This is a genomic window from Dyadobacter sp. 22481, assembly GCF_052044875.1.
GTDB classification, from domain to species: domain Bacteria; phylum Bacteroidota; class Bacteroidia; order Cytophagales; family Spirosomataceae; genus Dyadobacter; species Dyadobacter endophyticus.
Map to the genome: position 1 here is coordinate 1,140,043 of NZ_JBQENV010000003.1, position 23,972 is coordinate 1,164,014.

21 protein-coding genes and 1 tRNA gene are annotated in these 23,972 nt (G+C 48.8%); 10 read left to right on the forward strand and 12 right to left on the reverse strand.

Annotated features, from left to right (window positions below; all coding sequences use genetic code 11):
• The 4 genes from ACTJJJ_RS23395 to nagA are packed head-to-tail and all read left to right on the forward strand — an operon-like array spanning position 1 to position 3,150.
• Positions 1-1,050 carry an acyltransferase family protein gene (locus tag ACTJJJ_RS23395; protein ID WP_188936142.1) on the forward strand — a complete coding sequence of 350 codons (1,050 nt, stop codon included), beginning with the start codon at positions 1-3 and terminating at the stop codon, positions 1,048-1,050.
• A gap of 55 nt (positions 1,051-1,105) precedes the next feature.
• Positions 1,106-1,402: a thioredoxin gene (gene trxA, locus ACTJJJ_RS23400; RefSeq protein ID WP_188936144.1), complete on the forward strand. Its 297-nt coding sequence runs from the start codon at positions 1,106-1,108 to the stop codon at positions 1,400-1,402.
• 15 nt (positions 1,403-1,417) lie between these two features.
• Positions 1,418-1,981 carry a pentapeptide repeat-containing protein gene (locus tag ACTJJJ_RS23405; RefSeq protein ID WP_440703181.1) on the forward strand — a complete coding sequence of 188 codons (564 nt, stop codon included), beginning with the start codon at positions 1,418-1,420 and terminating at the stop codon, positions 1,979-1,981.
• Positions 1,982-2,040: 59 nt separating this feature from the next.
• The gene (gene nagA, locus ACTJJJ_RS23410) at positions 2,041-3,150 is read left to right on the forward strand and encodes an N-acetylglucosamine-6-phosphate deacetylase (RefSeq protein ID WP_440703182.1); all 1,110 of its coding nucleotides are present in this window, start codon (positions 2,041-2,043) and stop codon (positions 3,148-3,150) included.
• A 4-nt stretch (positions 3,151-3,154) separates the two neighbouring features.
• Here nagA and ACTJJJ_RS23415 read toward each other — a convergent pair whose 3' ends face one another.
• Positions 3,155-5,353, reverse strand: a complete 2,199-nt coding sequence (locus tag ACTJJJ_RS23415; protein ID WP_440703183.1) for a B12-binding domain-containing radical SAM protein — start codon at positions 5,351-5,353, stop codon at positions 3,155-3,157.
• A gap of 92 nt (positions 5,354-5,445) precedes the next feature.
• On the opposite strand from ACTJJJ_RS23415, the gene ACTJJJ_RS23420 reads away from it, so the two are divergent.
• Positions 5,446-6,219, forward strand: coding sequence for a Fic family protein (locus ACTJJJ_RS23420; RefSeq protein WP_440703184.1), 774 nt, complete (start codon positions 5,446-5,448; stop codon positions 6,217-6,219).
• A gap of 176 nt (positions 6,220-6,395) precedes the next feature.
• A complete protein-coding gene (locus tag ACTJJJ_RS23425; protein WP_440703185.1) occupies positions 6,396-7,799 on the forward strand; it encodes a fibronectin type III domain-containing protein in 1,404 nt (467 codons plus the stop codon).
• Positions 7,800-7,842: 43 nt separating this feature from the next.
• Here the strand turns inward: ACTJJJ_RS23425 and ACTJJJ_RS23430 are convergent, their stop codons facing one another.
• Genes ACTJJJ_RS23430 through ACTJJJ_RS23440 form a run of 3 tightly spaced genes read right to left on the reverse strand, consistent with a single transcriptional unit; the run spans position 7,843 to position 13,524 of the window.
• The gene (locus ACTJJJ_RS23430) at positions 7,843-10,827 is read right to left on the reverse strand and encodes a glycosyl hydrolase family 28-related protein (protein WP_440703186.1); all 2,985 of its coding nucleotides are present in this window, start codon (positions 10,825-10,827) and stop codon (positions 7,843-7,845) included.
• Positions 10,828-10,833: 6 nt separating this feature from the next.
• Positions 10,834-11,604 (reverse strand): ThuA domain-containing protein, encoded by a 771-nt coding sequence (locus ACTJJJ_RS23435; RefSeq protein WP_440703187.1) that lies wholly within the window; start codon positions 11,602-11,604, stop codon positions 10,834-10,836.
• Between the two features lie 48 nt (positions 11,605-11,652).
• Positions 11,653-13,524 (reverse strand): CocE/NonD family hydrolase, encoded by a 1,872-nt coding sequence (locus ACTJJJ_RS23440; protein ID WP_440703188.1) that lies wholly within the window; start codon positions 13,522-13,524, stop codon positions 11,653-11,655.
• 123 nt (positions 13,525-13,647) lie between these two features.
• On the opposite strand from ACTJJJ_RS23440, the gene ACTJJJ_RS23445 reads away from it, so the two are divergent.
• The gene (locus ACTJJJ_RS23445; protein WP_440703189.1) at positions 13,648-14,754 is read left to right on the forward strand and encodes an MBL fold metallo-hydrolase; all 1,107 of its coding nucleotides are present in this window, start codon (positions 13,648-13,650) and stop codon (positions 14,752-14,754) included.
• Positions 14,755-14,838: 84 nt separating this feature from the next.
• Here the strand turns inward: ACTJJJ_RS23445 and ACTJJJ_RS23450 are convergent, their stop codons facing one another.
• The 3 genes from ACTJJJ_RS23450 to ACTJJJ_RS23460 form a co-directional block, all read right to left on the reverse strand.
• Entirely contained in the window at positions 14,839-15,246 is a 408-nt protein-coding gene (locus tag ACTJJJ_RS23450; protein WP_188936162.1) for a type II toxin-antitoxin system HicB family antitoxin, read from the reverse strand.
• A 6-nt stretch (positions 15,247-15,252) separates the two neighbouring features.
• Entirely contained in the window at positions 15,253-15,438 is a 186-nt protein-coding gene (locus ACTJJJ_RS23455; RefSeq protein ID WP_188936164.1) for a type II toxin-antitoxin system HicA family toxin, read from the reverse strand.
• A 69-nt stretch (positions 15,439-15,507) separates the two neighbouring features.
• The gene (locus ACTJJJ_RS23460; protein ID WP_188936166.1) at positions 15,508-15,843 is read right to left on the reverse strand and encodes a helix-turn-helix domain-containing protein; all 336 of its coding nucleotides are present in this window, start codon (positions 15,841-15,843) and stop codon (positions 15,508-15,510) included.
• 102 nt (positions 15,844-15,945) lie between these two features.
• Here ACTJJJ_RS23460 and ACTJJJ_RS23465 point away from each other — a divergent pair, with 102 nt between their 5' ends.
• Positions 15,946-16,218 (forward strand): hypothetical protein, encoded by a 273-nt coding sequence (locus ACTJJJ_RS23465; protein ID WP_188936168.1) that lies wholly within the window; start codon positions 15,946-15,948, stop codon positions 16,216-16,218.
• Positions 16,219-16,304: 86 nt separating this feature from the next.
• Here the strand turns inward: ACTJJJ_RS23465 and ACTJJJ_RS23470 are convergent, their stop codons facing one another.
• Complete coding sequence (locus ACTJJJ_RS23470) at positions 16,305-18,485, reverse strand: T9SS type A sorting domain-containing protein (protein WP_440703190.1); 2,181 nt, start codon at positions 18,483-18,485, stop codon at positions 16,305-16,307.
• Positions 18,486-18,931: 446 nt separating this feature from the next.
• Positions 18,932-19,003 (reverse strand) — tRNA-Glu (locus ACTJJJ_RS23475).
• Positions 19,004-19,255: 252 nt separating this feature from the next.
• On the opposite strand from ACTJJJ_RS23475, the gene ACTJJJ_RS23480 reads away from it, so the two are divergent.
• Positions 19,256-21,742 carry a M14 family zinc carboxypeptidase gene (locus tag ACTJJJ_RS23480; RefSeq protein ID WP_440703191.1) on the forward strand — a complete coding sequence of 829 codons (2,487 nt, stop codon included), beginning with the start codon at positions 19,256-19,258 and terminating at the stop codon, positions 21,740-21,742.
• Here ACTJJJ_RS23480 and aroQ read toward each other — a convergent pair.
• Entirely contained in the window at positions 21,735-22,157 is a 423-nt protein-coding gene (gene aroQ, locus ACTJJJ_RS23485) for a type II 3-dehydroquinate dehydratase (RefSeq protein ID WP_188936174.1), read from the reverse strand. The two genes, ACTJJJ_RS23480 and aroQ, sit on opposite strands and share 8 nt — an antisense overlap.
• Positions 22,158-22,191: 34 nt before the next feature.
• On the opposite strand from aroQ, the gene xerD reads away from it, so the two are divergent.
• Positions 22,192-23,088, forward strand: a complete 897-nt coding sequence (gene xerD, locus ACTJJJ_RS23490; protein ID WP_188936176.1) for a site-specific tyrosine recombinase XerD — start codon at positions 22,192-22,194, stop codon at positions 23,086-23,088.
• A gap of 4 nt (positions 23,089-23,092) precedes the next feature.
• On the opposite strand, the gene ACTJJJ_RS23495 is transcribed toward xerD, so the two are convergent.
• Together ACTJJJ_RS23495 and ACTJJJ_RS23500 are read right to left on the reverse strand one after the other, a co-directional pair.
• Positions 23,093-23,299 (reverse strand): hypothetical protein, encoded by a 207-nt coding sequence (locus ACTJJJ_RS23495; protein WP_188936178.1) that lies wholly within the window; start codon positions 23,297-23,299, stop codon positions 23,093-23,095.
• A gap of 1 nt (position 23,300) precedes the next feature.
• Complete coding sequence (locus ACTJJJ_RS23500; RefSeq protein WP_440703192.1) at positions 23,301-23,807, reverse strand: SixA phosphatase family protein; 507 nt, start codon at positions 23,805-23,807, stop codon at positions 23,301-23,303.
• Positions 23,808-23,972 lie beyond the last annotated feature (165 nt).

Below are 23,972 nucleotides of genomic sequence, written 5' to 3' on the forward strand. Positions count from 1 at the left end.
ATGAAGAACAGAGTTGAACAACTGGATGGGTTAAGGGGCATATTCGCTGTCCTGGTCATTGCCCACCACCACAATGCATTCAAGGAGTCGATTCTTTACAACAACTTTTTCGTGATCAACGCGAGCCTGTTTGTTGACTTTTTCTTTGTGTTGAGTGGCTTCGTAATTGCACTTAACTACGTCGATCGCATTCACAGCACAGGCGATTTTCTGACGTTTCTGAAAAAGCGCTTTATCAGATTGTATCCGCTCCTCTTCTACACCGAAGTCGTTTTTGTATTAGCCAACCTGCTCGGTGAGCACAGCGCATTCAAAAACGTCGGCGGAATGGGACTGGGGTATTACTTATACACATCTCTGGACGCGCTCACATTCATGGGTTCCAGCACGGTATTTGGGGGTTGGATCAGCAATAACTATCCGTCCTGGTCGATTTCCGCCGAAATGATTTCCTATGTCGTGTTCGGGCTGGTCGTTTTGACCTTACCAAGGTTTAAATATGCCGCATTCGCGATCATCGGGTTGCTATCAGGTATTTTCATTTATTCGAGAGGAGAGTATCTGCTGGCCTACGATTACGGCTATGTGCGCGGGCTCCTGTGTTTTTCGCTGGGCATATTCACGCAAAGGCTATTAAGCCGGAAAACATTTCAGCTTTCCGCATTCGAGATCCCGTTCCTGCTCTTTTTGATGGCCGCCATGTATTTCGTGCACCATTGGGAGCTAAACCTCTGGAAACTTGTTTTCCCGTTCATTTTCTCGATTGGTATCGTCATTTTCGCAAATTCCACGGGTGTTGTTACGAAGATGTTGAGCAGCAAGCCGTTCCAATACCTGGGTAAAATCTCCTACTCCATTTACCTGAACCACGCGATCGTGCTCATTTTCATCAATATCGTGTTGTTCAGGTTCTTAAATTCGCCGCATAACGAACTGATGTTCGGGGTTTCGCTGCTCAGCGCAATCGCCCTCACGATCCTGTATTCGCATTTCACTTATGAATTTGTGGAAAAACGTGTGGGCAAGTTTCTTAGGGATAACTGGCGTTAGATTAAACCTTTCGCGGTCCGGATGGGTTATCCTTTCAGACAAAAACAGTAGCGTTATGGCAACTTTCTCAGAATTGATCAACAGCGATAAACCGGTTTTAGTAGATTTCTCGGCTGAATGGTGTGGCCCTTGTAAAATGATGAAACCTATCCTTGAACAAGTTAAAGCGGATTTGGGCGATTCTGCCACAATCATCAAAGTCGACGTGGACAAAAACCAGTCGGCGGCGCAGGCGTACCGTATTCAGGGCGTTCCTACGCTGATCGTGTTCAAAAACGGTAAGCCGCTCTGGCGCCAGTCGGGCGTAGTGCAGGCCGATCAGCTGAAATCCATCATCAAGCAATACATTTAATATCCATTGGGCTCAATGCGCAACACCCGCGATTTCGAAACTATTGAAAATAAAGATTTTAGCATTGAGCCATTGCTGGAAAACAGCTACGAACAAGTCCGGTTTGTGCAATGCAGCTTCACCGACCTGGCCGGTATTGATTTCATCGACTGCGTTTTCGAGGAGTGTAACCTGAGCAATGCATCAATCAAAAATTGTAAAATTTCCGATATCGGGTTCCTCAATTGCAAACTTACGGGCGTCAATTTCTCGGAGAGCAAAGACTTTGCATTTGCAGCCGTTTTCGAGAATTGCATTCTCGACTATGCCATTTTTGAAAGGAAGAAATTGAACAAAACGGTTTTCAATAACTGCAAAATCCACAATGCCGATTTCACGCAGAGCGACTTGTCGAAATGCAAAGTGCATAACTGCGACTTCTGGGATGCCGTTTTCGATGGTACCAACCTCAGCAGCACCGATTTTTCGACCAGCAAGAACTTCACCATCGATCCCACGGCGAACAATATCCGCAAAGCAAAATTCCTGTCGTCGGACCTGGCCGGGCTTTTGACCAAATTCGACATAATTATCAAATAGTGCTTTGACTGCCTGCCCATTTTTCGTTTCTTGGGCGCTTCTAAACCAAGCCTTTGATTATGTCCACCCAGTTTTTTGCAGAGAAAGTTTTTACAGGAGCAGAAGTCCTGTTCAACCAGATTATCGTCGTCGAAAATGGCCGCATCAGCAGCGTCGAAAGTGGTACACCCAAGACGGGCATGCCACAGGTAACTAACCTTGCGCCGGGGCTTTTTGACAGTCACATCAATGGGGGTGAGCAGTTCTATTTCACCGAGCGCGCCGACCAGGAGACGATCGATGATATTTACCAGGCAAGCGTCCACACCGGCACCGCCTACGTGCTACCGACCCTCATTACTTCACCGCACGATAACATTCTTAAAGGTATCGAAGCCACGCGCAGCTATATGGCCAAAAACCCGGATTCGGGCGTGCTGGGCATGCATTTGGAGGGCCCTTACCTGAACCCGATCAAGCGCGGCGCGCATTTGGCGGCATTCGTTCGCAAACCAACCGACCAGGAACTCGACGAGATCATCCGCTATGGCAAGGACGTGATCCGCCTGATCACCATCGCGCCGGAGATGTTTACCGAAGACCAGCTGCAAATGTTGCTCGAATCGGGTATTGCCGTTTCGGCAGGCCATTCCAATGCTACTTACGCCGAAGCTATGACCGCATTCGACCAGGGCATTCAGCTTGTGACGCATTTGTACAACGCTATGTCGGCATTTGGCCACAGGGCTCCCGGGCTCGTGGGCGCTACTTTCGACACCGAATTTGTTTATGCGCCAATCATTATAGACGGTACCCATTGTGATTTCGGCGCGGCGAGTGTTGCTTACAAAATCAAGCGCGATAAGCTCTTCCTGATTTCGGATGCATTGTTTTTAGGCCAAAAGGTCACGCAGTTTAAATGGGGGGAATTTGATGCCTATTTGAAAGACGGGAAATACATCAACTCGGATGGTAACCTCGCAGGCGCTACTATTTCGCTCGGCGACGCGGTACGGAATGCCGTGGAAATCATCGGAATACCAGTTCAGGAAGCGATTGAAATGGCGACTGTCCGGCCGGCAACCGCATTGGGGCTGCAAGACAAGATAGGTAACATTGCACCGGGCTATCCCGCTGTATTTACCGCTTTCGACGACAACCTCGAAAATTTCGAAGTGCTTCGTTATTAACGCCTTAAAGCACAAGCATACCCCCTTTTTTCAACTCCTGCCACGTGCGGGAGTTGAGGAATATATCGAAATTTCCTAGTCCGGCTGCTTCAAAATCATTTCTAAATTGCTCGAAAGCATAAGGTTCGGGATTGGCAATGAGCAATTTGGGAAGCATTTCAGTCAACCACTCCCCTACTTCGACGTCGGCTTCAACGGCCCATTCTTTTTTCTTGTTATAAAAAACGAGTTCCGCTATTTCGCGTACTTTCCTCCCTTTTCTTTCCTCAAAAACAGCTATTTCGGGTAAACTGCCGGTCCATACAATGAATGCATTCGGTCGTGCCGCCAGTTCTACGGGTTCGTGGATGCTCTTTTCAAGGTAATTCGGCGGAATAGACGTCGGCGGCGTTTTGAAATCGAACCATTTGGACAATGGAAAATCGAGGCAAACGCCGTGCATAAAATTGAAAAGCGATTTGCGTAAGCCTTCTGCAAACCGGTCATGATCGGCACCCAGCGGGTCGTTATGTTCCAAATCATTATTCGCAAACGTGCCCGTATCCGGCCCCAGCCGCATGACATCGAACGCTTCCGGATGTAAACCGACCGGACTATGCGCGGTCATTGCGAACCGGTGCCAGAAGCCCGATTGCACCACGCCCAGCTGGAACATCTGCCGCACCATTTCCAGCGAATCGATTGTCTCCTGTGCGGTTTGCGTCGGGAACCCGTACATCAGGTACGCATGCACCATAATGCCCGCCTGCGTGAACGCGTCCGCCACACGCGCCACCTGCGCAACGGTAACACCTTTTTTCATTCGTTCGAGCAGGCGATCAGAGGCCACTTCAAGCCCGCCTGAAATAGCGATGCAGCCCGAAGCTTTCAATAGCAGGCAGAGGTCGTAAGTGAAGTTCTTTTCGAAACGGATATTAGTCCACCAAACGACCGTGAGCTTCCGGCGGATAATTTCCAGCGCCAAGTCGCGCAGCAATGCGGGCGGCGCAGCTTCATCTACAAAATGGAAGCCGTTCTGCTGCGTCTGCGCGATGATTTCCTCAATGCGGTCGCAGAGCAATGAAGCTGTCATCGGCTCGTAACGGCGGATATAATCCAGGGAAATGTCGCAAAACGAGCATTTACCCCAATAACAGCCATGTGCGAGCGTCAACTTGTTCCAGCGGCCGTCACTCCAGAGACGGTGCATCGGATTCACGATCTCGATGACCGAAAGATAATCGTGCAGGGGCAAATCGCTGTAATCCGGCGTACCTGTTTCGCGCTGCGGTACATCCTTTTCCTTCGCACCATTGTGATACACCACCTTTCCCTCTACCAGCGAATACACTCTTTTCAAACTGGCGAGGTCGCGCTCACCATCCAAATGCTCCAAAAGGGATTGCAGCGGCGCCTCTCCGTCGTCGAGACATATAAAATCGATGTAATTAAACACTCGCGGCTCTTCCAGTGAACGCAGTTCCGTATTGGCGAAGCCGCCACCCATCACGATTTTGATATGTGGGTAATGTGCTTTCAAATACTGCCCGCATTTAAAACCACCATACAAATTCCCGGGAAAAGGCACCGAAATGCATACGATATCGGGTTGGTATCGCGTCACTTTTTGTTCCAGCACATCCTTCAACGTCTGCGAAAGCAGCGTATCCGGCGTTTCCAGTGCGGCTTCCATTTCATCAAAGCTCGTCGCAGACCGACCCAACCGCTCCGCATACCGGCTGAAACCGAAATGCGGGTCGATGGCTTCCTGGATCAGATCGCCGAGGTCTTCGAGGTATAATGTCGCCAAATGCCGGGCTTTATCGTGGATACCCATCGTTCCGAATGCCCAATCCAGATCTTCCAGTTGCTGAAAGCGACTAGCCTCCGGCAGATAGCTGCGATCGCAAATGCTATGGGCCAGTGTGGGGTTATTGTTTTTAAGAAAACGGATCACCGGATCGATCGTCGAAATGTATTCATCCCGCAGCGCGTAAATACGGAAACTATTGTCCGTCAGCTCGATATCCGACGCTTCGAGCATGGCAAAAATCTTTTTCAATCCCTTTGAAGAAAATAATTCCAGGATCACATCAATCCCCAGATCAGCCTGATACGACGCTCTGCCCAAAGTATTCAAAAACCCTTTGAGGTAAGCGGTAGCGGGGTAAGGCGTATTGAGCTGGGTAAATGGCGGGGTAACCAGAAGTATTTTCTTTTTCACGGACGCGCGTTTTCTACGGTGCAAAGGTAAGGTTTTTGGATTTGAAAGAATACTGGTAACTTGACCTACAACCGAACCTGCGCCGCTTTGCCATGAAGATCATCCCGGATACGTTACTTGAAAACTATCGCAACCAGCTTGGGAGCAAGTTGCATGAGGCATTGCAGCAACTCGACGAATCGTTCGTGCGGCCGGATTCTTTCAACTTTTACACCTCCATTGCCGTCATCACATCCTCCAAAATCGAAGGCGAACCCATGGAGGTCGACAGCTACATCAAACACAAGCTCCAGCACATCGAATACCTCCCTGAACTGACCCAAAAGCCCAACGACCTTTTCCGCGCATACATTTACGCGAGGGAGAACAGGCTCACCAACGAGCACTTTTCACAGGTGCACCGGATACTTACCGAACACCTCTTGCCGGCGCATTACCGGGGCGCTCACCGGCGGAACGCCATGGTGGTGATGGAACATAAAACGGGCCGCATTCAATTTGAAGCAGCACCTGCTCATTTGGTAGAAGGAGAAATGGACAAGCTGTGGGAAGATATTGACGAACTCCTGCGTTGTAATTTATCACTGGAAGAAACTTTCTATTACGCCTCGTTCATCCATTTGCTATTTGTTTGCATCCACCCTTTCAACGACGGAAACGGCCGCGCCGGACGGCTGCTAGAAAAGTGGTTTCTATCGGACAAGCTTGGGCCGGTGGCATGGTATGTGCAATCGGAGCAACATTATTATCAGCACGTAGACGATTACTACCGGAACCTGAACCGGCTCGGGGTTTTCTACGAACAGCTGGATTTCACCAAGGCTGAACCGTTTTTGATGCTGCTGCCGGGCGCGCTGGATAAATGAGAGACGATATTTGGAAAGTTAAGGCGCAAATGGGCAACCATGTTCTTCCAGGCAGGCTAGTCGTAACCAAAAGCCTTCCGGCACTCCATATTATCAAAATGTAAAATAAGAACAGCTGCTAGCCCGATTACCTTCCGAACGGGTAATATTGTGACCACAATTCTCTGGCAGTTCCTATGCAATATTTCAGTCATGTATATTTTAGATTCCTCCTTGCAGGAACGCTGCTAATTGCCGGTGTCGCTACCACGCAAGCGCAGCAAAACAAAACTTACCCGCCCTCTGCATTTCCCGACCGGTTGATATTAGGCTACAAAGGCGATCCTGCTACTTCTCAGGCGGTAAACTGGCGTACAGATTCGACCGTGACAGGCGCCGTTGCAGCGATTCATGAAGCCGATCCCTCGCCTGATTTCCCGGCCAAAGCACGCATCGTTCAGGCGGCTACACACAAGGTGGTGATAGAAGGCAAGACTGCCCATTACCACGAGGCCAATTTCGGTGACCTCAAACCATCCACACAATACGTATACCGCGTCGGTGACGGGAAATCGTGGAGTGAATGGTTTCATTTCAAAACGGCCTCCGACAAACCGGAGCCGGTTTCGTTCCTCTATTTTGGCGATGCACAAAACGACATTCGTTCCCTATGGTCGCGGGCGGTGCGGGGTGCATTCGCTAATATGCCCAAAGCCAATCTGATGATCCACGCGGGCGACCTTATCAACAATTCCAATGCGGATTACCAATGGGGTGAATGGTTTGAAGCAGGTGGCTGGATCAACGGGATGGTTCCTAACCTGGCAACGCCCGGTAACCACGAATATTACCGCGATGCGCAGCGGAATCTTTTTGTTTCCATGCATTGGAAACCGCAATTCGCACTACCTGAAAACGGTCCGGAAGACCTGGCAGAAACCGCATATTATATTGATTACCAAGGAATTCGATTTATCTCTCTCGACTCGCAGGCAGCTATCCTCGATTCGACCACAATGAAAAAGCAAGCTGCGTGGTTTGAGCAAATTACTACCGGCAATCCAAACCGCTGGACGATCGTGGTGCATCACCACCCTATTTACTCTACAAAAAATGGCCGCGATAACGACGAATGGAGGTCAACAATGGAGCCTTTGTACAAAAAACACAAGGTTGATATCGTGTTGCAAGGCCACGACCATACCTACGGGCGCGGATTGAATATCCCCATTGGTCAGAGCCGCAAAAAGCCCGACGGACCAATTTACGTAGTATCTGTAAGCGGCCCGAAAATGTATGACATCGGCTTGCAAAACTGGATGGACCGCGCCGCTTCAAATACGCAACTGTACCAGGCAATCACCGTCGATCAGAACAAACTCGCCTTCAAAGCATTTACTGTTAATGGCGATTTGTACGATGCATTTGATTTGAACAAGGACAAAAACGGCGTCAACACGTTAGTCGAGCTTTCCAATACATTGAAAATGAAGGAGCGGCTCGATTTGCCGGCAAATTATTTGAAGACATTCAAGGATGAAGAGCTGAAAGAATATAACCGGCGTTATCAGGAATATAAGAAGCGCAAGGGGATCAAGTAAGTATAAACGGCTGGCATTTAGCGAAATACCAGCCGTTTCATTTCTATTTCAGTTTTACAGCATACAATCCATTACGGCTAGTAATAAAAAGCGTGTCACCGGCTACGGTAATGGTCGAAGGTCGCTCCGGCGTTTCGATTATATTGATTTCCTTGCCGGTAGAGTCAAACACATAAACCTGCCCGTCAGCGATATACACGTTCCCTTTGCTATCCACTGCCGAGCTGAATTCACCTTTTTCGGCAAATAGTTGCGGCTCCGACAAATGTCCCTTCGATCCGATATTGAACCGGACAGTTCTTTTTAGATATTCATCAATCCCATAAACTACTTTCCCCGGGTAACCTTCCACCAATGCATTGGAACGTGCCAGATCGTAAACTTCCGGCACTATGGTCACCATATCAGGTGCTACCCAGCAAGTATTGAACTGGTTGGTACTTACCGTCAAAAAATCGCCAGAATCGCGACGGCGGTTGGAGGGATTCAGCGTTTTGACAAAGTGATGGACTTTCCCAAATGGCAACCATAGCAGGTGGCGAATCGTCTCATCCGGCCGATCCGTATTCATTGAATATACCTTCGTTGTAAATCCGCTATTACCCCAACCACTGAACGAAGTACCAGCTGCATCGGGCCGGGTAGGGAAAATTTCGGCCCTACCATTTCTCGTATAACCCGGTTTCGGAACATATTTGAATACCACCAATAGGGTATCCTTCGTATCAACCCCCAGTGAAAGCGGTTCCCAGGGAAAGTCGGCCACGAGGCCCAGTGTATTCGTTTCGACCGACCATTTGTAAATCCTTCGCGCCCGCGATTCGCTGAAATACACATTACCCTTGCTATCGTGGCAAATGCCGTCCGCAAATTCGAAGCCTTTGGCTATTTGTACCACTCTTCCTACCTGTAAATCAATCGGACGCGGTTTGGGCGTGTCAATTACCAGGCGGTTAAACTCCCACGGCCGCACTTCAATGCCCGAATTCACGTCGTACAACGGAACCGTCGACGGATACTTGGTCTGGCTGTAATTATGCACATTCAGAAATTCCAGCCTGCGGTTGTTCCACGAGCGGATCGAATGCGGGTAGGGCGTACTGACGCGGATCACCCGGAACATATATAAGTTTGCAAAAAGTATATTATCGCACGATTCGATTTCCAGCGGCTGGCAATTCGAACTTTCCTTGCTCTCCTCTTCCAGCTGCAATGCATAGACCTTCCAGTTGGACACATTTTTGAACCGAACTTCATTCCGTACATGGTGCTCTATCGACATCGCGTAGATACGCCCCGGCGTAGTCGTATTAGACACGTACGCGCCTGCGGATGCGAAGGTATTCGCAGTCCAGATGTTTTTAAATGTGCCACCACCATTATTGGTTATCCAAAGGCTCCAATATTGCGTGTCCCAATGTTGCTCGTTGCCCACGTGCGAGGAGTTATTCGAAGCCTCCTGCCCTGGCCTTTTACGAGGGATGTTGCCATGGCCACCCAGGAACTTCACATCGTTCACATAAGAGCCGGCTCCCGCCATCCATTTCAAACCTACCGCCCGGGAATTGCTGGCTGCCGTCGAAATGCCGATGCCCGTCAGAATATTGCTTCCTCCCTCCGATGACTCCACCATCGGCTTCGGTGGCCCGAAACTTCCGAATGCTTCTGTATTGTCCTGCAAGATAAATTGGGTTGAAACCGGGTTAAGGCCGATCAGAACCGTTTTCTGCTTCAATTTTAGGGTTTCGGTAATGCGGTACCAGCCTTGCGGCACGTATATCACGTCGTACTGATCGATAGCTGCCTGAATGGCCTTCGTATCGTCGGTTAGCCCATCGCCTTTCGCGCCAAGTGCTTTAAGATTTCTCCAAAGACTGATGTCCGGGAACACCGGAATATCCTCCTGAACCGGTACAGGCTCTGTTTTAAGCACTTCGATGTCCTGCGTTGTGGTTTGAACCGGTTTTGAATCGATTGCCGTCATTTGAAGGCCGTGGTTCAATGCCTTTATTTTGTATAGCTCACCTGGCCCGGCAATCTGCCTCCCGCTTGTTCGGAAACCCACCAGGACAGGTACTTTTTTGCAATCGATATTGCGCAAACTTATCTGGGTATACGCGTTGTTTTCATTGCTGATCACGAACGCCGGCCCGCTTATGTTTTCCAGACGACTGTCCTCCATGAACAGTTTTTCGTAGAAATCCGGATTGGTCTCGATTACAGTCGGCACATTCTTTACCGTCAGCCGCACGATCGTCAGCCCCGATTCCTGCGAGCGGATCGCCGCTTTGCGCTGTCCTTCGAAATAAGTATCGACCATCATAAACTGCCAGCCCGGCGATGGCTTGAAGGTGTAAATACCATAGTCGCCGCCATAGAACCGCACATCCTCCATTTCGTTACCCACATCGAACATTCCAGCTTTGCCAGTACCGGCATGAATATCGACGTGTGAAATAAAACTATGCTGCGCGAAATGCGTCCGCAATGCCACCGCCGACGGATTACCCGATCCTATCCGCAAATCCACATTCGACATCGCACTATAAAACGTGCTCGCGCCGGCATCGGGGATCGGTTGCCCTTCTTTTGGAATAGCCGACGTGAACCAGAACATATATTTGGCATTACCCTTGTCCTGGGGATATTGCTCCTGAAAACCAGGTGCATTGTCGGCCAGGATAATCAGCGGCCGCCTTTTGCCATAGCCGATCACCCGGACGGCCGTGGGAATATATATTGTCTTGCTAATCTTGTAAGTTCCCTCCGGAATGAACACGACCCCAAAATTGAAATTGGTTTTCACCTCATTGATAGCCCGTTGCAGCTCGTCGGAAACGTCGATTTTGCCGTCATTGCTGATTTTGAAGGTTTCAGGGGTAAAATAGGTGGCGTCATCATCGTTCAGCCGCGCCTGGTAGAACGACTTGCTTTCAGGAGTTGGGACAACCTTCGACTTTTTCTTTTGCGCAAAGCCAATATGCTGCACCGAAACGATCAGCGCAAGCATTAAAATTCTTTTCAGCATATCCGGTTATTTTTGGGCAGCCCAGAGGATCGCGTTTTTGAAAATCGTTTTATAAACGTCGCTTTCGAACAGCACCGGCGAATGTCCCATAAAAATGTAGACATTCTTGGCCTTCTTTTCAGGATTCGACCAAATGACCGGATGGTCTCCCATTTTAATTTTCGAATCGGGTATATAAGTCGATTCGTCCACGCTCGCGATCACATCCACATTTGGGCGCGGGCTTTTGTCGTAGATATACCATTCCTCTTTCTGAACCGGAAACGACGCAGGTACGCCCTTCATAATCGGATGCTTGCCGTTTTCTACCTTCACCGTCGCGGCGGCAAAGTCACTTATGTAGTTCTTGTAACGGATACCGCCCATGAATTCCGCAAACCAGGGCCATATTTTATAACCGTCGAATTCACCCAACAAGGTCGCATGATGAAACCCAATCCAGCCGCCTTTGCCTTCATCGATATACTTTTCAAATGCGGCAGCGGCCTCCGGTTTCCAGGCATAGGGTACATAGTCGAGCTGGATAATGAGCTGATATTCAGATAAAAAAGCCTCGTTAACCGGATCCGTTTTGTCAATATAATCGATACTGAAATGCGCTTCGGCAGCCAGAGAATCCAACCACAGCCGGGCTGCTTTGGAATAGGCAATGTGATGCCCACCGGGCTCGGCCATCGCCAAAACGTGGAATTTCGGCTTTACCTGCGCCCATGTCGTGCCGGCAATAAGCCACAACACGACGCAACAAACCGGAATTTTCCGGAATACATTTTTCATTGGATTTAGGATTAAGGGATTTAGGATTAAAAGGGCATTACCTTGTTATCAGCGCATTACCGGCAAAGTAATGCTGCTGGGATTCCTGGCGTTGTGATGGATCGTAATCTCCGACTTCTGAAAATCCGATTCCGACGCTTCGAAAATATTCATGAATTTCTGAGGGTTCCGATCGACCAGCGGAAACCAGCTGCTTTGTACCTGTACCATCACACGGTGGCCTTTTTTGAATGTATGCGCTACCTCATTCAGTTTCACAGTTACTTTTTCGATTTTGCCTTTTACAAATGGCTCCGGCTTTGAAAAACTGTTCCTGAATTTACCTCGCAGGACTTCCGCGCGCACCATTTGCTGGTATTCGTCCATGATCACGGGTTTTCCGCCTTCCTGCACCGCGGGCACCGTCGATCCGGCTGGCCAGACGTCAATCACCTTTACGATAAAATCTGCATCGGAGCCGGTCATCGAAACCATCAGATGGGCCACTATTTCTCCCGTTAATGTCAAATCCTCGGTCAGCGTATCCGTCTGAAAACTCACCACATCGGGGCGCCGGGATGCAAAACGCTGGTCTTCGGCCATGTACTCGTTGTTGCGGTGGCCGCTGATTACATTGGTGTATGGCACGGGTTTGGCCGGGTCGCTTTCGTATGTGGTTGAACCCGGTTCCGACAGCAGTCTTTCAACAGCCATTCCTCCGTTTTTAGTAAAATAATAAGTTGTAGGCTGGCTATTAACAGGCGGCCATTGCTGGTAATACCTCCACTGATTTGACCCAGTTTCAAAAACGGTAACCTCCGACTGCTCAAATGTGCCTTTTCCTTTGAGATAGAAATTGAAAAACTTTGTCTCAATCTCTTCCTGGTAATATTTGTTCACGTCAGCCCCAAACTGATATTGCGCAAAACCCTTCCACGAAGGCGCGGCCCAGCCGCCGTGCGTCCATGGCCCCATTACGAGGCGGTTGTTGTTACCCGGGCTTTGCTTTTCGATGGCCGCGTAAGTTTTCAATGCGCCGTACAAATCCTCGGCATCAAACCACCCTCCTACTACCAGAACCGCCGGTTTGATGTTTTTCAAATGCTTTTTAATGTTCCGCGATTGCCAGAACTCGTCGTATACCGGATGCGCCGTCGTTTGCCGCCAAATCGAATTCGGGTCAGCGAAATAGGGCGCGGCATTCGTCTTCTTTAGTGGGCCAAAATCGAGAAAATACTTGTAGGCATCGTTATACTCTGCATTAAAATGGCTTAGGTAACCCGTGCCATCCTTGGTTTTAGGGCCATCAAAACCACTGTAAAAACCGAAGTTATCCATTAAAAAGAAAGCGCCATTGTGGTAGCAATCGTCACCGATAAATTCGTCGGACATAGGTGCTTGCGGGGAAACGGCCGCCATGGCCGGGTGCGCATCCGGCAGGCCGGCGGACGAATAGTAACCGGGAAACGAAATGCCCCATTGGCCTACCTTACCATTGTTTTTAGTGTTTTTCAAAAGCCATTCAACGGTATCATAGGTATCGCTCGACTCGTCCACATCGTTATTGCTCTTCTTGTTTTCGATCGCGGGCGTCATTTCGCGGAAATTCCCTTCGCTTTTATAGCGGCCGCGGGCATCCTGATACACAAAAATGTATTTCTCCCGCATTAGGTACGCATTAGGCCCGAGACTGCGCCGGTAGTTACTTTCACCGTAGGGCCGCACGGAATAGGGCGTGCGCTGCATGATGATCGGGTAGGTCTGTGAATCGTCTTTGGGCGTGTAAATGGCGGTGAAGAGCTTCACGCCGTCACGCATGGTAATGTATTGCTCTGTCTTGGTGTAGTTAGTCTTGATCCAACTCGTATCCGGGGCCGAATTCTGGGCGACAGCCGCCCATGACAAGAGGAACAACAAATACAGCAATACATTTCTTTTCATGACTAGTTGGTTTTGTTTGGATTAGTAAATTCAAAAATACGTAAGAAACCGTACATTCGTCCAGTTTAAACTTTCACAACTCCTCCACATACTATGCGTAAACGGGTCATTAAATATTCCTTCATGATATTCTTCATTTTTCTGGCATTAATAGTCCTCGCCACGGTTGCATTCATGCAGCAGCCTTTATTTGGAAAACATCCATCAGGTGCACGGCTCGAAAGGATTAAAAAATCACCACATTATCGTGACGGGCAATTTCAAAACGAGAGCTTCACCCCCGATCTCGCTGAGGGTAACAGTTATCTGAAGGTAATCACGAAGTTTTTTTTCGGTAAAAGCAAATACAATGTTCCGGGGGCATTGATCCCTTCTCAAAAAACGGATCTGCTGCATTTGAAACCGGAGGAAAACGTGCTGGTATGGTTCGGGCATTCGTCGTACTTTATGCAAATCGACGGTAAAACGATGCTCGTCGACCCGGTTTTCAGCGGGAGCGCGTCACCTCTCAAATTCACCACGCCGAGCTTCAAGGGTACCGACGTTTACAATGTCGAAGATTTCCCGGCTATTGATTACCTTTTCATTTCTCACGACCACTGGGACCACCTCGACTATGAGACGATCCTGAAACTCAAAAGCAAGGTCAAAAAAGTAATAACCGGCCTCGGTACCGGCGAGCATTTTGAGTATTGGGGGTACGACCTGACCCATATCATCGAAAAAGACTGGAACGAAAGTGCCGACCTTGGCGACGGTTTCAAAGTGGATATTACACCTGGCAGGCATTTTTCAGGCCGCGATTTCAGCCGCAACCGGGCTTTGTGGGTGTCATTCGTTTTGCAAACACCCACTATGAAGATATTCATCGGCGGCGATTCGGGGTATGACAACCATTTCAAAAAGATCGGCGCTCAATTCGGGCCTTTCGACCTTGCATTGCTCGAATGCGGGCAGTACAACGAAGCCTGGAAATACATCCACATGATGCCCGAAGAAACGGTAACAGCGGCCCGCGATCTCGGCGCCAGGAAATTAATGCCCGTCCATTGGGCCAAATTCGCCCTCTCCATCCACGACTGGAACGAGCCCATCCTCCGCGCAAGCGCCGAAGCGCAAAAGCAGGGAATGCCGCTCGTAACGCCACTAATCGGCCAGAAGGTGGAATTGAAAGGGGATCAGGTATTTACGCAATGGTGGAAGGAGGCACGGTTGCAGCCGGAGGGGTAAAAGTAATGTGTGGCAATGCCGAAGTAAGTGATTTCATCGCGATCCCTCGGGCGCATTCCTTTCTTTATCATAGTAAATCGGCTACTAAGCCAAGATAACCTCTCTCAATTTGTCTCCCAGTTCATGGATCGCCGATTCGAGACGCTTGGCTTGCTGTGGCGAGGGGTATTTAGAACCTGCCACATAATGCCGCACCAACGAAGGATTAATGCCGGCACGGCGTGCGATCCCAGCGACTTTTACATCGTCGAAAACTTCAAAGAATGCACTCAAATCATACACATGGTCAAACTGAATGTCGGAAACCTTTATCGATCTCCATTCACTGTAAGCGTTGCCTTCATTTTCAATATAATCGGCAAGCAATTCACGAAGATTTTGCTCGATTTCTTCGATAGTTGTCCCCGATGTCACAGGCAGGTAATCCGGTACATTCTCGATCCGGCCCCAAAGCTCTCCCTCGCTTTTTTCGATAATTATAGTCAGTTTCATACAATTCTATTTTAAACCGGCTGCTTTTAAAATTTTGTTCAACGTCCCGGGCGGGATATCTTTACTTCCATGAAATGCCACGGGAATCGCGTGCGGCGTTTCCGGATGCTTGAAGATTCGGTGACTACCACGGCACCTTGCTTCATACCAGCCATTCTGTTCAAGTAGCTTTATCAACTCCTTTGCATTCATCTTAATATAGTGTGTATAAAAATAAAGGTCGCAAAATTGCGACCTTTATACAAGTATCAAGTTCAGTTTTTACCTCTTCCCCAACTCCCTCTCTAACTCCGCTATCCGCTCGTCCTGATTTTGCAACGCCTTTCGCTGCAAATCAATGTATTCGTTTTTGCTGACTGTGATCAGCTCAGCATGATTGATAAACTCAGGATCATTGCCGCCGCGTCCGACCAGCAGCCAAAAGGGATCGACATCGAATAGGGTGATGATCTCACTAATTGATTCGGCCGTCAAACTTGCCGCGCCCTTTTCAAATCTATGATAGGTACTTTGAGCAACACCTATCTTCTTAGCGAACTGGGTTTCACTAAGTTGCAAATGCTCACGAAGTCTTCGAACTCTTTGATAATCAAACATTATTAAAATAGAGTCACAAGTTTTAATTCATTTTGAATTGATATTAATTTAAAATGAATTAAATTTGATAGAACACAATCTGTTAACCGCAAATTACACATTATGCACATCGAAACAAGTTTGACCGATCGGGCTTTGGTGCCGATCAAGCAGCGACTGTTGCTGCGGTTTTCGAAAGCGAAAGGAATGGTCGGGCCGAAATGGCGCGAAAGTCTGGCGCAGCATGACCCGTTTTTTGATACCCGCATGGGAGAGGCGTATATGCGCTCGGTGGCGCAGGCATATTCCGACCCGAGGCGGGGGAATGTCGACCGTATAGAGCGTGTGACATTGGGGCTTGAAAGGATTGCCGGGATCATCCCTTTGCCTATTTAGGATCTTTGCCAGCAGCGTTTAAATGCAAACAGCCGGACTCAAAGCCCGGCTGTTTGCATTATTCATCGATCAGTGGATTTCACTCATCATTCACCCTTGATAAAGCGCAACTTCGTCGCTTCGCCGTCGTGATTGATCTTCATAAAGTAATGTCCTCCGCTCAGTTTCTTCACGTTAATGCGGTGGTTGTTCTTGCCCTCCGAAATACGGATCGTTGAGCTGCCAACAGGCTGTCCGGCCAAGTTGTAGATCGTTACATCCGAAGTTCCGGCAGTCCGTGACGAGAATTGAACGTTCACGAAATCATCAGCAGGGTTCGGCGCGATGACAGTTCCCAGGATAATGCCCGGATTTATCGCCACGACCTTGCTCTTAGTGTAAGTACCATCGATGTCGATCTGTTTCAACTGGTAGTAGTTAATACCGAGCAATGGTTTTTCGTCCAGGAAGCTGTATTTGCCTACGCGCTGGTCGGTTAGAGAAACTTTTCCAAGAACGGTCTGATCCTGCATGCGGTCGTCGAAACGCAATATTTCAAATTCTTTTCCATCCTCTTCGGCAACAACGTTCCAGGTCAGTTCTACACCTTTTTCAACAGCTTTTCCCTGGAAATTAGAGATGTAGATAGGTAGCGGAACGTTCACCCCAAATGCGGTGGCCGTCGGTGTCGATTTGCAGTTCCCACCCTGGATTTCAAGCGTGTATACACCGGTCGCGAGCGTATTATAACCAATAGAAGGACTGTTGCTCTGAGGCGCAACGCGGTTCTGACGGACCACGGCACCATCTTTTTTGATCTTCCAGTCAATAGCAAACACATTGTCGCCGTCGAAACGGAACGAAAGAGCTGTTTCTCCTGAGGATAGGATCGACTCCAAACTTGGCCCGCGTGAACACGCTGTGCGGGTGTCAGTCGCTGAAACACTGAAACTCTTTGTTGCTACGTTGGTCGCTTTGCAATCCTCTGCTTTCAGCTCGAAAGTGTAAGTGCCGTTTTGCAGATAGTTGAATGTCAGGTTGGTCGTGTTGGAAGTAAGCGTACCGGTTTTGCCGCTTGCCACTGCATTGGTGCCGCCGTCCAGGATTCTCCATGAAAATACATGCAGGTTGGTTCCGCCGAAGTTAATGGTCGCGCTGCTAGGCGTGATGGAGGCGATACTGGTTACCGAGGGTCCGTTCTGGCAGTCAGGAGTAGTTACCACAGGCGGGTTGATCGTGAATGCACGGCTGCTTACTGCCGAGGCACAATTGTTCCCTTCAATTTCCAAAGTGTAATTGCCGGGAGCCAGCGAGTTGTACGCCAAATTAGTCGAAGTAGCGCTGCCAAAATCGTTCGTAGTTCCCGATCTTACCTGTGTTCCACCCGACGTGATACGCCATTTCAGGCTGCTTACGCCAGAACCTGTGAAAGATACGGTAAGGGCAGTCTGGCTGATGTTAGTAACATTGCTGATGGCCGGGCCGGATGCGCAGTTATTGTCGGCTAGCGGTGTTGCAGGCTTCGGCACTGCCGGCCAGAAACAGCTATTCGCCATGGTGGTCGTCAATACACCTCTCCATTGCGGATCCAGGTAGCTTCCGTTTCTGCCCTCGATCGTTTCACCAAGGAGACCCATGTAATAGTTATCGGTACGTGTGTCGTTCTCTCCCTGCTTGATCATTACGCGCAGGAAACCGTTCACATATTTGATAAACTGGTAAGTATTCCCCTGACTTCCTACAAAAACACCCAGCCTGTTACCATCCGGCATAGCCACGCCATTACAGGTGATTTGACCGCTTCCGTTCGTACCCAACATATTAACCGGTGCAGTACTCGGGTCGACTGAGTTCACGCAGGTGCTGATCAGCGCGTCGTTGGAAGGATTGTTTGGAAAAGTGTTTTCCTTCAGGTTAAAAAGAATAAAAATGTTATCGGCAACCCGACCATTCCAGTTGAGGTAAATCCGGTTCTCCGTAATGCGTGTGTACACTGGCTGGTCGTCGCTTGTTCTACCAAGAAGTTCGCCATGTGTCCATATCCTGCCACCGCAGGAAACCCTCGTAGCCAAAGGTGCAGCCGTTTTGGCCGCAATAGTAAAAGATTCGTCCGCAGACTCTGCATAGGGATTCCTGATCTCGTAAGAGCCGTTCAGGTCACTTGCAATACTGCTTTCCACGTTTACACTGTCCGCAGGCAATCCCATGCTTCCAGCTGCGTTGTTAGGAGCCGCTACCACTGAGCTTATCACTCCTCCCGCAAAAACAACTTTCAGTAAAAATTTCATAGAGCGTAAAAAATTTGTGGGCGATGCGAACGAAGTAATCGATTTGTCATACAATTTGAAAATCAATCCTTTCGCTCGTTCCAAATATACTACAAAGACTTAGAAAATATTTTATACTTGTAGAATAATATTGCTCATAAAAACGTTGGTTCATCTGGTCTGAAAAGCGTGTAGTCATAAAAATTGGCCTTAATAGTTTAGCAGACGCAATTTTTATGACAAAAACACCACACAATTGTTGAGAAAAATATCAGTGAGGATATTGCAAGATCTGCAAGTGGCTGAGGATAAGATAGAACTAGCTCTACTAATTTGTAAACTAGTTTGATCACCCAAGTAATATGAGCGCTTCTTGAACATCGAAAAGATTAGGAAATAAACAAAAAAACCGCTCAAAATCTGAGCGGTTTTTTGAATGATTGAAAGTGCTTTTTTGCACGGTTTTGTGACCCATAGGGGAATCGAACCCCTGTTTCAACCGTGAAAGGGTCGTGTCCTAACCGCTAGACGAATGGGCCGACTGGTCTCCTACTTCGTGCGTTTTTCAACTACTTTCTTTCACTTTTCGTTTCCCTGTTCCGAAAACGTGGTGCAAAGGTGCAGGTTTGATTTCTAAAAAGCAACACTCGAGATAAAATAAAAATCAATTAATTTTTAGTTAACTCATTTTCAATAACATTTGATACAAACTTTTTTTATCTCTCCGGCGATGAATGTAATTCAGGTAACTTTCTAACTTTGGCTTTACTACCTACGCCGTTTCGCTCCCTATGACCAGACTGATACACTTCCTCTTGTTTTTGCTTTCTGCCCCATTTGCATTTGCACAAACCCAGACGCCGGATGAGTTCCTCGGCTTCCCGCTTGGCTCAGGGTTTGCGTATCATCACCTGATCACAGATTACTTTAAAACGGTCCAGTCACAGAATCCCGACAGGATGAAACTGGTCAGGTATGGCACCACCAACGAAGGTCGCCCGCTGATGCTCGCATTCGTGTCATCGGTTGAAAACATCGCGAAACTGGAAACGATACGGATCAACCACCTGAAAAGTATCGGTTTGCTGCCGGGAAAACCCGACGCCAGCGTGCCTCCCATCGTTTGGTTGAGCTATAATGTGCATGGCAACGAGGCGGTGTCGGCCAACACGAGCATGAAGGTGATTTACGAGCTGCTCAACAAGGGTAATGCGCTTACACAGGACTTCCTTAAAAACATGGTGATCCTCGTCGATCCTTGCATTAATCCCGATGGCTACGAACGCTACACACAATGGTATAACCGTGTCCGGAATGCAACGCCGGATGTGACCCCGTTTGCACTCGAACATGAAGAACCCTGGCCCGGCGGGCGTTTCAACCACTATCTTTTCGACCTCAACCGCGACTGGGCCTGGCAAACGCAAAAAGAAACGCAGGAGCGCATTGCGCTGTACAATCAATGGATGCCGCACTTTCATGCCGATTTCCACGAAATGAGCCCCGCACGGAGCTACTACTTCCCGCCAGCGGCAAAGCCTTACAACCAGGACGTGACAGCCTGGCAAAGGCAATTTAACGAGTTGGTTGGCGAATACTGTCGAAAATATTTTGATAAAAACAATTGGTCATACTTCACCCGGAACGACTACGACCTGTTTTATCCCAGCTACGGCGATACCTGGCCCACAGCTAATGGCGCGATTGGGGTCACGTACGAGCAAGGCGGGGGCGGCCGGGCAGGCCTCGCGCTCGAACGCACGAGCGAGCACGATACGCTCACGCTTAGCAGCCGCATTGCGCATCATTATGCGACAAGCCTCGCTACATTGGAAGCCGTAATGTCGCAAAAAGAGAAAGTAGTTGCAGAGTTCATCCGATTTCATCAGGATGCCGCCAATGCGCCCACAGGGACTTTTAAAACTTACCTTATCAAAACCGGCGGCAAGGAGAATATCCGGTCATTCAGCAAATGGCTCGACCGGCAGGGATTCAGCTATGGCATTGCCGGTAAGTCCACGTCAACTAAGGGCACCGAACTTACTTCTTCGGCAGAGCAGACCGTCAAAATAGACCATAACGACCTTTTGATCAGCGCATATCAGCCTAAATCCAATTTACTACGTATTCTTTTCGACCCCAAACCGGCCCTGGAAGATTCGGTAACGTACGATGTTACCAGCTGGGGCCTCGCTTATATTTTTGGGTTGAAAGCTTATGGTTTAAAGGAAAAACTGGCACCTGTTTCTATCCCATCCACTGATATTAAGGACACTATGCCAACCGCACCGCCTTACGCCTATCTGGCAAACTGGTCGAGTTCGGAGGATGCCGCATTCCTTGCACAGCTATTGAAAGATGGTGTGCTTGTCAAAACCTCGAATACTCCATTTGAAATGGATAAGACCAGCTACCCGGCCGGTACATTGATCATCACCCAGAAGGGCAATGAAAGCATTGCGTTCGATAAAGTAGTAACATCGCTTGCTAGCAAGCATTTTGTAAAACTCACTCCCGTCAAAACCGGTTTCGTGAGCACAGGGCCCGATTTCGGCAATGATCACGTGGTTGCGCTCAAAGCACCAAAAGTGGTTGTTTTGGCTGGCGACGGGATTTCAGCGACCGCATTTGGCGCTATCTGGCATTATTTTGAACAACAGATCAAATACCCGGTAACGATCGTCAATGCTGCAAAACTAGCCGACCTGCCCTGGAACGAAGTGGACGTATTGATCCTGCCTGACGGCCGTTATGGCGATATTATCTCCGAAAAACAGCTCGAAGCCATGCAAAGCTGGGTCAAAAGCGGCGGCAAGGTAATAGCCATGGAGCACGCGACTGATGCGCTCGTCAACAAACCAGGTTTTGGTTTAACCAAAAAATTCTCTGAAAAACGAAGGGACAACGACACATTCAAGAAATATGGCGAGCAGCAGCGGGAGGAAGCGAGCGATTCTTCGCCGGGCAGCATGTACCAGGTCAGTATGGACCGTACGCATCCGCTCGCATTCGGGTGTGGGGATGAATATTTCACGATCGTGCGCGACGCCTACGAGCGCGACTACCTCAAAGAGGGCTGGAATGTAGGCTACCTCAAAGAGGATAATTACAAAGCCGGATTTGTAGGCACCAAAATGGCCGGTAAACTGAAAAATACCCTCATTATCGGCGCCCAGGAAATCGGTCGCGGACAGGTAATATACCTTATGGACGACCCCCTGTTCCGCGCGATGTTGGAAAAAGGCAAGGTGCTGTTTGGGAACGCGGTGTTTAGGTAATTTGAAAGTACCGCACCGCCAGCTCATACCCTTTCAGCCCCAACCCGGCAATAATGCCCTTGCAGCGCGCGGTAAGGTAACTGTGGTGCCGGAACGATTCGCGGGCGTGGATGTTGGAAATATGTACTTCGACCGCCGGCGTCGTGACAGACGATAATGCATCGGCCAGGGCGATGGATGTATGCGTATAACCGCCCGCATTGATAATGATGCCGTCGAATGAGAAACCAACCTCGTGGATTTTATCGATCAGCGCGCCTTCGTGGTTGGATTGGAAATAATGCAGCTCCACGTCAGGGAAAATCCCTTTCAGCGTTTCGAAATAGTCGTCGAATGACTGATTTCCATATACGCCCGGTTCTCTTTTGCCCAAAAGATTCAGGTTAGGGCCGTTCAGGATCAATATCTTTTTCATTTGCTTTGTAGCATTAATAAATTCTTCCTTCGCTATGTGGCAAAGCTACATCAAACATTTTAAAAATTATCTCCGGCTGGAACGCTCGCTGTCGGGCAACTCGGTGGAAGCGTATGTGCGGGATGTGGAAAAGTTGGAAGAGTTTCTGCAACTGAGTAAAATCGATCTTGCGCCTACCCGCATACAGGAAGAACACCTCTCGGCTTTCTTGAAATACGTCGCGGAGCTGGGCCTGGCCGCGCATTCGCAGGCGCGGATGTTGTCGGGCATCAAAGCATTTTTCAAATATTTAATGCTGGAAAACGAGATTTCGGAAGATCCTACGGAACTACTAGAATCCCCGCGCCTGCCCCGCAAGCTGCCCGATGTGCTGTCTTATGAAGAAATTGAGACGATGCTAAGCGCCATAGATCATTCCACGCCCGAAGGCACGCGAAACCGGGCAATTATGGAGGTTTTGTACAGTTCCGGCCTGCGCGTCTCGGAACTGACGGATTTACAGCTTACCAACTGCCATTTCGATATCGGCTTCCTGCGCATTATCGGCAAAGGCGACAAAATGCGGCTGGTACCGATCGGGAAAGAGGCTATTAAATACACCCAAATCTACCTGGACCACGTTAGGGGCGACATCGCCCCGCAAAAAGGCAGTGAAGATATTGTGTTTCTGAACCGGCGCGGTGGCCAGCTCTCACGGGTGATGATCTTCCTGATGATTAAGGATACGGCCGAAAAAGCAGGTATTCACAAAAACGTCAGCCCGCATACGTTCCGGCATTCGTTTGCCACACACCTCATCGAAGGCGGGGCCAGCCTACGCGCAGTGCAGGAAATGCTGGGGCACGAGTCCATTACTACCACTGAAATATACACGCACCTCGACCGCGACTATCTCCGGCAGATCATCACCGAATTTCATCCCAGAAGCTGAGCGATTACCCTTCGACTTCCTTCAACAGCGAATCCAATTTTAGCGAATCGGCATCCGGCGTAGCACCTGGCAATGCTCTTTTCAGCTGTTTAGGCTTGTTCCAGGGTGCAGTAGTGCGGCTCGACATGTCATATGAAATGTATGCGAACAATGCGACGAACGCGATAAAAACGACAATAAATATCTTCTTATTTCGGTTTGATTTTTCCATTTCACTCTTCCTCTCTCAACTGCTTAGGCGTCTTGTACAGCACCAGATCACCGGTTTTCGCGGATATTTCCTCCCATTTCAGATTTTTAAATTCAATAAATGCCGCGCTACCCTTTTTCATGGAACCGATACTGGCCCCCGACAAGTATTCCGCGAAATAGGTAATGTCCGGATTGTGACCGAACAAGATCAGCATCGAATGTTCGTCCGGTATGGTATTCACGGCTTGCAAATATGCCCTGGGCCCGCCGTCATAGATCCCGTCCTTCGTCTGAATAACATCGATCGGCAGTTTGTATTGGCCCGCAATGATTTCGGCCGTCTTATATGCTCGTGAAGCGGGACTCGATAGGAAAACATCGGGCTTTATGCCTTCCTGGACCAGCCACTTCCCCATCGCGAGCGATTCAGACAGACCCTTGCTGTTCAAATTCCTGTCGAAATCCTTGATTCTGAAATTCTGGTCTTCGGCGGTCGCATGGCGGACTAAAATGAGGGTCTTTTTCATGTGCTGGTTTTTTCCTCAAAAGTAAATAATCTGCTTATGTAAAACCGCCGGTGAAGACTTAAAAATTGGATCAGTCATTTTCAACCACTTAATAGGGTTAAACGACCTTTTGACATTATTTCATCCGCAAACCGCGACAATTAATACGTAATTTTGTTCCTTGAT